The sequence below is a fragment of the Paenibacillus sp. YAE3 genome (assembly GCF_057546105.1).
Genome location: NZ_BAAIYF010000023.1, coordinates 23,740 through 33,867 on the forward strand (window position 1 = coordinate 23,740; position 10,128 = coordinate 33,867).

Here is a 10,128-nt window from a genome sequence, read left to right on the forward strand (position 1 = left end):
TTTAAACCATAGACAAAACGATGACTTTAGGAGGATTGAAACCATGCCATTGGTATCGATGACTGACATGTTAAACAAGGCGCTTGCAGGGAAATACGCGGTAGGTCAATTCAACATCAACAACCTTGAATGGACCCAGGCGATCCTTCTCGCTGCCGAAGAAGAAAAATCTCCTGTGATTCTCGGCGTATCCGAAGGTGCAGCCCGTCATATGAGCGGTTTCTATACGGTAGTGAAAATGGTGGAAGGCCTTATCCATGACCTGAAAATTACGGTTCCCGTAGCGATCCACCTGGACCATGGCTCCAGTTTCGAAAAATGTAAAGAAGCGATCGACGCCGGATTTACGTCCGTTATGATCGACGATTCCCACAGCCCGATCGACCACAACATCGAAACGACGAAAAAAGTGGTTGAATATGCGCATGCCAAAGGCGTTTCCGTTGAAGCCGAAGTAGGTACTGTCGGCGGACAAGAAGACGACGTGATCGGCGGCATTATGTATGCCAAGCTGGAAGACTGCATCCGCATCGTCAAAGAAACAGGCATCGATACCCTGGCGCCTGCGCTCGGTTCCGTACACGGCCCTTACCAAGGCGAACCGAACCTCGGATTCAAAGAAATGGAAGAAATCAAAAATGCGACCCAAATTCCGCTCGTTCTTCATGGCGGAACCGGTATCCCTACGCATGACATCCAAAAAGCCATCTCTTTGGGCACATCCAAAATCAACGTAAACACCGAAAACCAAATCGAATTCACGAAAGCCGTTCGCGAAGTGCTTGCTGCAAAACCGGACGTATACGATCCTCGTAAGTACATCGTGCCTGGACGCGACGCCATCAAAGCAACCGTCATCGGCAAAATCCGCGAGTTCGGCTCGAACAACAAAGCGTAACCTGCGTTTTTCGTTGTTTCTGTGCTTTGCCGCACAAGAGAGCTTACGTGTTGTTTGAAATGAAGATGGACAGCCCCTGGCCAGGGGCTGTCCTATTGAATAGGTTGAAATGGAGAGCACACCGCTTAGCCGGTGTTTTTCCATTTCATCAACCAAAATGAACACCAAACGATTTTGCTGCTGCGAAGTAAGTGGGGGGAACCTAAAACGTATGGAAAAATTGATGATAAGTGGTGGACGCCCACTTCATGGCGCCGTGACGATTAGCGGAGCCAAAAACAGCGCCATTGCCCTGATTCCTGCCGCGATTTTGGCCGAGTCCGAGGTCGTGCTCGACAATCTGCCTCTTCTGAGCGACGTGGCGGTATATGCCGAGATTTTGGAGGAGCTGGGCGCAAAAGTAACCTGGAAGGAAAGCCAAATGGTCATCGACCCTTCCGATATCAAGTCGATTCCTATGCCAAACGGCCCCGTCAAAAAATTAAGAGCTTCTTATTACATGATGGGAGCCATGCTTGGCCGTTTCAAAGAAGCGGTCATCGGTCTTCCCGGGGGATGCAACTTCGAACCCCGCCCGATCGACCAGCATATTAAAGGATTTGAAGCATTGGGCGCAACCGTGACCAATGAACATGGGGCGATTCACCTTCATGCGAAGGAATTGAAGGGCGCCAAAATTTATTTGGACGTATCCAGCGTGGGTGCGACGATTAACATTATGCTGGCGGCTGCCAAAGCCAAAGGCTCCACAATTATCGAAAATGCGGCCAAAGAGCCTGAGATTATAGATGTAGCAACGCTTCTTAATTCCATGGGCGCCGTTATCAAAGGCGCAGGAACGGAAACCATTCGCATCGAAGGCGTCTCCGAACTGCACGGCTGCCGCCATTCCATCATCCCGGACCGGATTCAGGCAGGCACGTACATGATCGCGGCTGCCGCCACGCGCGGGGACGTGCTGATCGACAATATTATTCCCAAACACCTTGAAGCGCTGACGGCCAAGCTGATCGAAATGGGGGTCGGGATCGAGGAACTGGATGAAAGCATCCGCGTCATCGGTCAGCCAGACTATGGTCATGTCGACGTGAAAGCACTGATTTATCCAGGATTTGCTACAGATTTACAATCGCCGATGACCAGCTTGCTGACGCAGGCCGAGGGCGTAAGCGTACTGAGCGATTTCGTCTACAGCAACCGGTTCAAACACGTGCCCGAACTCGTCCGGATGGGCGCGAAGATCCGGGTGGAGGGCCGTTCGGCCATTATCGAGCGAAGCCGTCTGAACGCGGCCAAAGTGAAGGCGACGGACCTGCGCGCCGGAGCGGCGCTGGTGATCGCCGGCCTGACGGTCGAAGAAGGGGTCACCGAAGTGACGGGCGTCGAGTTCATCGACCGGGGATACGACCATTTGGTCACCAATCTCCGGATGTTAGGTGCGGATGTATGGCGTGAAAAGGAATAAATGGCATACGGAAGGGGATTGTGCATTTTTCGCGAATTCCATTAGGGTATAACGTTTTTGCGAAAAAACTGCATATCTCCTTCCCATTTGGGTAATGCTATCTTAATAAGGATTTTCATAGACTGATAGGACAATATTTCGTACGACAGGACTTATAAAATTGAATAGGTGGTTATTACATGGATTTGCAAATTGCCGATTTGGAAGAAATGAAGCTGACCGATCTGTACAAGCTTGCAAAGAAGTACCAGATCCCGTATTACGGCCAGCTGAAGAAAAAAGAGCTGATTTTTGCCATTTTGAGAGCACAGGCAGAGCACAGCGGACTCATGTTCATGGAAGGGGTTCTGGAAATCCTCCCGGAAGGATACGGGTTCCTCAGACCGATCAACTATTTGCCGAGCACCGAGGATATTTACATTTCGGCCTCGCAGATCCGCAAATTCGATCTTAGAACAGGAGACCTGGTCTCAGGGAAATGCCGGGCGCCTAAAGAAAATGAACGTTACTTCGGCCTGCTGCAGGTCAATGCAGTCAATGGAGAAAACCCGGAAACAGCCGCGGAACGTCTTCACTTCCCTGCACTCACACCTCTTTTTCCGCAAAAGAAGCTCGTGCTTGAAACATCCCCTAACCATTTGTCTACACGGATTATGGACTTGCTCGCTCCCGTCGGTTTGGGACAGCGCGGTTTGATCGTCGCACCTCCGAAAGCAGGTAAAACGCTCCTCTTAAAGGAAATTGCCAACAGCATCTCTACCAACAATCCCGAAATCGAACTGTTTGTACTGCTCATCGATGAACGTCCCGAGGAAGTGACGGATATGCAGCGTTCCGTTAAAGGTGAGGTGGTTGCTTCGACGTTCGACGAACTCCCGGAGAACCATATCAAAGTGGCGGAGCTCGTGCTTGAGCGTGCGCTGCGACTGGTGGAGCATAAGAAGGATGTCGTTATTTTGATGGACAGCATCACCCGTTTGGCGCGTGCCTATAACCTGGTTATTCCGCCATCCGGACGCACGCTGAGCGGCGGTATCGATCCGGCGGCATTTCATCGCCCCAAACGCTTTTTCGGTTCCGCGCGGAACGTGGAGGAAGGCGGCAGCCTGACCATTTTGGCGACGGCGCTGATCGATACCGGTTCGCGGATGGACGATATCATTTACGAGGAATTTAAAGGAACGGGCAACATGGAGCTGCATCTCGACCGCAAATTGGCGGAACGCCGCATTTTCCCTGCGATCGACATCCGCCGTTCGGGCACGCGCCGCGAAGAGGTGCTGCTGACGAAGGAAGAGCTGGATACGATTTGGGCGATCCGCAAAAACATGAATGAATCGGCCGACTTTGTGGAAGGATTCCTGAAAAAGCTCCGGGACTGCAAAACGAATGCGGAATTTTTGGCATCCTTCGACGTCAGCGGCGTGAGCAACGGCAAGAGCTCGGGCAGCAGCCATGGCGGAGGAAACCGGAGAAGCTCTAGACCTGCTGCGGCTTCGGTGCCGCTCACATAAATACTTTTACGAACAAAGAGGAGAACACCATGTACCTGGTATATGCAGATGAGAAAGGCAATGTATACGACCATCCTTCGCTTTACGGGCTTGCCCGAAGCGGCGACATGATCGTGGAAATTTTGGAGGATGAGCTGATCCCGCTGCCGGAAGGAGCCACGCTGGTCGGCTTGCCGAATACGCGGGCCATCGGCATGGACCCGGAGACCGGGGAAATGATGCCTCTGCCCGGGGGAGGCCAAGCCGTAGGGGCTCTCCTGCCGCAAGGGTATACCCGGCTGTGCCTGCCCGGCTACGTGAAGACGGATAAAGACTATAAGCTGCCGCTGTTCGGATATTCCGCCGTGGTGTGGAAGGACGGGGGGTTCTATACGACCGCGCGCCTCACCGACGACCCGGAAAAGTGGAATCCGCTGAACTGCGATCTCGATGAGCTTAAGCTGGGCGTTAAAAACCTTAGACAGAAATATCCGGAAAACCGGCTGTACGAGCATTTGTCCAACTGCGCGCTGGGATACGAATGCCTGACCGCTTCCAATACGTTTTTGAACCGCTGGGAAGGCGCCGTTCCGGTGTCTTATTCCTGCAACGCGGGTTGTTTCGGATGCATCTCCGAACAGCCGGACGACAGCGGTTTTGTGGCTCCGCAGACGCGCATGAACTTCAAACCGAAGGTAGAGGAGCTCGTCCAGATCATGCTGGAGCACCTGAAGACGCCGGAATCGATTATCAGCTTCGGGCAGGGCTGCGAAGGCGAGCCGTCCACCCAGGCAAGGATCATTATCGAGGCGATCCGCGAGGTCCGCTCCATCACCGATATGGGGTATATCAATATCAATACGAACGCGGGTTTGACGGATTTTATCCGCGGCATCGTCGATGCAGGACTCGACCTGATGCGGGTCAGCACGATCAGCGCGCTGGACGATCATTACAACGCATATTACAAACCGCGCAAATACACGCTGGCGAATGTGGAAAAATCGTTGAAATACGCTTCCGACCAAGGCGTGTACACATCGATCAACTACCTTATCTTCCCGGGCGTGACCGATCGCGAGGAGGAAATCGAGGCCATGATCGAATTCGCCCGCCGCACGGGGCTGAAGCTGATTCAAATGCGCAATTTGAACATCGATCCGGAGAGTTACCTGGAGCTGATTCCGCCTGCCAAAGGGGAAATCCTCGGCATGAAACAGATGATCGAGATTTTCCAGGCCGAGCTGCCTGACGTTGTCATCGGTTCGTATACCCATGTGCCTCCCGAAGGCATGAGAAGGCCGAAAAAGCCAGTTTTGGCGCGGGACTAACAGATTCTAACATTTCGTTGATTATTGCGTTTGTCCCTGTTATAATATAAGTATTGTGTCATTATAACTCTGTGTACGCATGAGACTCAGGGCAAAAAGAGGTGAAAGACATGAAACAAGAGGTTCAACCAAAATACCACGTAACGACCGTAACATGTGCTTGCGGCAATACGTTCGAAACGGGTTCCGTTAAAGAGGATCTGCGCGTTGAGATTTGCTCCAACTGCCATCCGTTCTTTACAGGCAAACAGAAATTCGTGGATGCCGGCGGCCGTGTTGATAGATTTAAAAAGAAATACGGTATCTAATACGCATACAACCAATCCCTTGTCCGCACCGCGGGCGAGGGATTTTTTCTATTGCGAATCGGCGCTTCGAACGGAGTAGATCATGACCGCGGCAGTATTTTTGAAGCGTGCCGATTAGCTGCGTCCAATGAATTTTCGACGGTTGTTTTGTGCCAACTTTTGCTGCGGGGTTGCACTTTGCCTTGAAATGAACTATACTAATCCTTGCCGTGCTAGACGGGGAGGTAGCGGTGCCCTGTAACTCGCAATCCGCTGTAGCGAGGTTGAATTCCTGTTAGAGGTTTTGTTGATGTGAGGTTTGGTCCCTGCGTGCGATGTTGACGGTTGGGTCCTCCGCAATGAGCACTTGTGAACCTGGTCAGGTCCGGAAGGAAGCAGCCATAAGCAAGCCCGCTCTTGTGCCGGAGGGTGGCCTAGCCCGAGTCGTTGCTCAGGGGTGCCGCTTGGATCACAATAATCAATAACAGGTGCACGGTATTACATATCGTAAACCGGTAAGCATCTTTGCATTTGCAAGGATGCTTTTTTGTTTGGATTCTTTCATCACAATTCTGGGCTCAATGTCAAAAAAAGCGAATTCATCAAAATCGGTTAGACGTTTTGTATGGCGCCGGATTATAGTATAATGATGAAGCGACGAACATGCACGCAAGTGGAAGTTGAAAGAGGGTATAGCAAGTGAAACATATAGCGCTCTACCGTGCCTGGCGGCCGCAGTCGTTTCAGGACATGGTTGGACAACAGCATATTATTCAGACGCTGCAGAACGCCATCCGCGAGCAGCGGGTTTCCCATGCTTACCTGTTCAGCGGTCCGCGCGGAACCGGTAAGACCACGACCGCCAAGGTGCTTGCCAAAGCAGTCAACTGCGAACGCGGTCCGGCCCCGGAGCCGTGCAACGAATGCGAATCCTGCCGGAGAATAACGGCGGGGGCGGTCATGGACGTACAGGAAATTGACGCCGCCTCGAACCGTGGCGTCGAAGAAATCCGTGATCTGCGCGAGAAAGTAAAATATGCACCGACCGAAGTTCGGCAAAAGGTGTATATTATTGACGAAGTGCATATGCTGACGACAGAAGCGTTTAACGCGCTGTTAAAGACATTGGAGGAGCCGCCTCCGCACGTCATGTTTATATTGGCGACGACGGAGCCCCACAAGCTGCCGGCTACCATCATTTCGCGCTGTCAGCGTTTCGATTTCCGCAGGGTATCCCTGGAGGAACAAACGCAGCGGCTTGCGCAAATCGCCAAAGAAGAAGGAATGGAAGCCGAAACCGAGGCCCTTCAGTATATAGCCCGCTTATCCGATGGCGGCATGCGGGATGCGCTCAGCATTTTGGATCAGATTGCATCTTTTACGGGCGGTCATGTATCCTATGAACAAGTGCTGAGCATGACCGGCGGCATCGCCTCCGAACAGTTCGGCAGACTTGCCGGCGCGATTCAAAAAGGCGATGCGGGTCTAGTGCTGCAGATCGTGGAAGAATTCATGCAGGAAGGCAAAAGCGCCGACAAATGCATGGAAAACCTGCTGTACTATTTCCGCGACCTGCTCATGATCCAAATGATTCCGAACGTTACCCAGCTGACGGACCGGGTGCTTCATCCGGAGGAATATAAAGAAATGGCTTCTTCTTTTACGAGACAGCAGCTGTTTCATATGATCGATACCTTGAACCGCTATCAAAGCGAGATGAAATATTCTTCGCAGCCGCAAACCTTGTTTGAGGTGGCGCTGCTCAAGCTTTGCGGCATTCCGCAGGGAAGCGCGGCCGAATTCGATCAGCCGCAGGCCCGGCAGACGTCCGCAGCGCCCGCGGATTCATCCGAAGTGAACCAGCTGAAGCGCCAGGTCGCGGCGCTGGAGAAGAAGCTGGAGAAGCTTATTCAGGGAGGTTCCGTGCCATCCGGCGCTGCTTCGGGGGCCCCTGCGCGTGCGTCCCAGCCTGCTCCGCGGATGTCGTCCGCGGCCAAAATCCCGGCCAATTTGGACCAGTTCCTGGCCCGCAAGAGCAGCCCGGAGTTTGTGGAAGTGCAGCGGCAATGGGGACAGGTCCTCCAGGGCGTCAAGGACGAGAAGGTAACCGTCCACGCCTGGTTTATGGACGGAGATCCGGTGTCCGTGTTGGAGGATGCGGTGTTGGTGGCTTTTAAAAACAACATTCACCGCGAAACGACGGAGAAGCCCGCGAACAAGCAGGTGATCGAAGGCGTGCTCCACGACAAGCTCGGCAAGCCTTACCATCTGGTGACGATGATGCAGAGGGATTGGGCTGCGGCCATTGAGGGCGCCGGCACCCAGCAGAAAGAGGAGCTGAAGCTGGAACACGAGCATGAGGGCAAGGACCCGAACGAAAAGCCATGGATTGATGAGGCGCTCCAGATGTTTGGAGAAGATCTCGTGATCATAAAAGATTAACCCGCGCATGATGCGGCCAATACCCCAATCATTTTAAAGAGGAGACGATACGTATGAATAATATGAACCAAATGATGAAACAGGTTAAAAAAATGCAGGAGCAAATGCTGAAGGCCCAAGAAGCCCTTGCCGAGAAAAAGGTTGAAGGCAGCTCCGGCGGCGGCGTGGTTACGGTAGAAGTGAACGGCCATAAAAAGGTGCTTTCCATCACCATCAAACCGGAAGCCGTTGATCCGGACGACGTTGAAATGCTGCAGGACCTTGTACTGACAGCCGTTAACGACGCATTGACCAAAGCGGACGATATCGCCAACGCCGATATGAGCAAATTCACCGGCGGCATGAAAATTCCTGGATTGTTCTAATTGAAGGCAGAAGGAGAGGCCTAACGTTTTGTATTATCCCGAACCGATCGCCAAGCTGATCGACGCATTCACGCGATTGCCGGGCATCGGGCCGAAGACGGCGGCCCGCCTGGCTTTTCACGTGCTTAATATGAAGGAAGACGACGTCATCGATTTTGCCAAGGCACTCGTCAGTGTGAAGCGCAATCTCCACTACTGCTCTGTCTGCTGCAACATTACGGACACCGACCCTTGCCGGATTTGCCAGGATAAGACCCGGGATTCGTCCGTCATCTGCGTGGTGCAGGATCCGAAGGACCTTGTAGCCATGGAACGGACCAAAGAGTTTAACGGGTATTATCACGTCTTGCAGGGCGCCATCTCGCCGATGGAGGGAGTAGGCCCGGATGACATCCGGCTGAAAGAGCTGTTGACGCGCCTCAGCGATGAACGCGTGAAGGAGCTTATTTTGGCGACGAATCCGAATATTGAAGGCGAAGCGACCGCGATGTACATATCGCGTCTCGTTCGCCCCTTTGACCTTGTCGTTACGCGAATTGCCCATGGCCTGCCGGTGGGCGGGGATTTGGAATACGCCGACGAAGTCACCCTATCCAAGGCGCTGGAGGGCCGGCGTCAATTGTAATCATGTTTCAATGGAATTGTACGTTTAAAGGAAGTCCCGGGCCGGGGCTTCCTTTTTTGGTTCTAAGTTTGTCCTTCGTCCCGTATGAATGAAAATGGAGAGCGGTTAGTCGGTTTGATCACTATTCATTTTTATGGATTGGGGGCTTGGGCTATGGCGTGGTTCCGGAACAAAAACCCGAAAGTGCCTGCATGGCAGCTGAAGCAGAAGCAGGATGAAGAATTGGCGGTTTTTATGGATGTGCGCAAGGCGCAGAGGGAGTGGGAGCAGGCGAGGCTCTTTTTTGAAGAAGCGGAAGGCGAGGAACAGATCGATTACGCGATCTACATGCTGGAAGCGGCGGAACTCAAGTACCAGATGCATTTAAGGGCTGCCAAACGGATGGGGTTGAATCGCATTCAGCTTCCGGTGCAGCAAAGGGCGGAGGCAGAGGCATAGCAGGCGTAAAACCATTCACTGAATTTGGCATCGCCGTTTCTGTAAAACCAAGGAGGGAAAAAGAATGAAGCTGGTCGTCATGGGAATAATGACGGTATCGTTGTTGCTGCTCCTGCTCATCGTGTTCCGGAAAAAAATCGGCTTCGGGTGGCTGACGATGTTCGGAACGCATCTGGTGCTCGCGTCGCTGGGCTTGTATCTGGTGAATTACTCGGGTCTGATTCCGGAGGTGTACATCCCGTTGAATCCGACTACGGTGGGAACGGTGATGGTTTTGGGGCTGCCCGGAGTGGCGCTTTTGTTCGGTTTAAAAATATCTTTGATGGGGTAGTTGACGGACCTCTATGTTCTGTGGTACATTATATCTCGCCCCTTTCAAAAAGGTACAAGCTTACTGAACGGTAAGCAAGGTAAAAAACTTTTTAAAAAAAGTGCTTGACGAAATGATGGGCAGCATGATATATTATAAGAGTTGCTGCTGAGATAAAAGCTAGCGACGAAAACGAAAGAATTTGATCTTTGAAAACTGAACAACGAGTGAGATACAGGCTTTGCTTGCAAAGCCGATCGCGAAGCAAATCGGTTCATGTCAACTGACTGAATGATTTGCGGAGCACAAATGAGAATTATTTCTCGTCAGATTCAAAATGAGTCACAAACTTTCTTGGAGAGTTTGATCCTGGCTCAGGACGAACGCTGGCGGCGTGCCTAATACATGCAAGTCGAGCGGACTTGATGAGGAGCTTGCTCCTCTGATGGTTAGCGGCGGACGGGTGAGTAACAC

The 10,128-nt window shown here is 52.3% G+C and carries 10 protein-coding genes, 1 rRNA gene and 1 other RNA gene; all 12 read left to right on the plus strand.

Annotated features, from left to right (window positions below; all coding sequences use genetic code 11):
* The first annotated feature begins 43 nt into the window (after positions 1-43).
* The gene (gene fba, locus AC27KL_RS27325) at positions 44-898 is read left to right on the plus strand and encodes a class II fructose-1,6-bisphosphate aldolase (protein WP_036714881.1); all 855 of its coding nucleotides are present in this window, start codon (positions 44-46) and stop codon (positions 896-898) included.
* A 211-nt stretch (positions 899-1,109) separates the two neighbouring features.
* The gene (gene murA / locus AC27KL_RS27330; protein ID WP_339322904.1) at positions 1,110-2,363 is read left to right on the plus strand and encodes a UDP-N-acetylglucosamine 1-carboxyvinyltransferase; all 1,254 of its coding nucleotides are present in this window, start codon (positions 1,110-1,112) and stop codon (positions 2,361-2,363) included.
* Positions 2,364-2,542: 179 nt separating this feature from the next.
* On the plus strand, positions 2,543-3,877 hold the full coding sequence (gene rho / locus AC27KL_RS27335) for a transcription termination factor Rho (protein WP_036714884.1): 1,335 nt from the start codon (positions 2,543-2,545) through the stop codon (positions 3,875-3,877).
* Positions 3,878-3,906: 29 nt separating this feature from the next.
* The gene (locus tag AC27KL_RS27340) at positions 3,907-5,187 is read left to right on the plus strand and encodes a radical SAM family protein (protein ID WP_487171736.1); all 1,281 of its coding nucleotides are present in this window, start codon (positions 3,907-3,909) and stop codon (positions 5,185-5,187) included.
* 110 nt (positions 5,188-5,297) lie between these two features.
* A complete protein-coding gene (rpmE, locus tag AC27KL_RS27345; protein ID WP_036714885.1) occupies positions 5,298-5,495 on the plus strand; it encodes a 50S ribosomal protein L31 in 198 nt (65 codons plus the stop codon).
* A gap of 207 nt (positions 5,496-5,702) precedes the next feature.
* An RNA gene (gene ffs / locus AC27KL_RS27350) (signal recognition particle sRNA large type) lies at positions 5,703-5,970 on the plus strand.
* A 203-nt stretch (positions 5,971-6,173) separates the two neighbouring features.
* Positions 6,174-7,916 carry a DNA polymerase III subunit gamma/tau gene (dnaX, locus tag AC27KL_RS27355; protein ID WP_487171737.1) on the plus strand — a complete coding sequence of 581 codons (1,743 nt, stop codon included), beginning with the start codon at positions 6,174-6,176 and terminating at the stop codon, positions 7,914-7,916.
* A 53-nt stretch (positions 7,917-7,969) separates the two neighbouring features.
* Positions 7,970-8,281: a YbaB/EbfC family nucleoid-associated protein gene (locus tag AC27KL_RS27360; RefSeq protein WP_036714889.1), complete on the plus strand. Its 312-nt coding sequence runs from the start codon at positions 7,970-7,972 to the stop codon at positions 8,279-8,281.
* A 28-nt stretch (positions 8,282-8,309) separates the two neighbouring features.
* Positions 8,310-8,906 carry a recombination mediator RecR gene (gene recR / locus AC27KL_RS27365; RefSeq protein WP_036714891.1) on the plus strand — a complete coding sequence of 199 codons (597 nt, stop codon included), beginning with the start codon at positions 8,310-8,312 and terminating at the stop codon, positions 8,904-8,906.
* A 153-nt stretch (positions 8,907-9,059) separates the two neighbouring features.
* A complete protein-coding gene (locus AC27KL_RS27370; RefSeq protein WP_339322907.1) occupies positions 9,060-9,344 on the plus strand; it encodes a DUF2508 family protein in 285 nt (94 codons plus the stop codon).
* Between the two features lie 64 nt (positions 9,345-9,408).
* Entirely contained in the window at positions 9,409-9,675 is a 267-nt protein-coding gene (locus AC27KL_RS27375) for a pro-sigmaK processing inhibitor BofA family protein (RefSeq protein ID WP_036714894.1), read from the plus strand.
* Positions 9,676-10,005: 330 nt separating this feature from the next.
* Positions 10,006-10,128, plus strand: a 16S ribosomal RNA gene (locus tag AC27KL_RS27380); the annotation flags it as partial.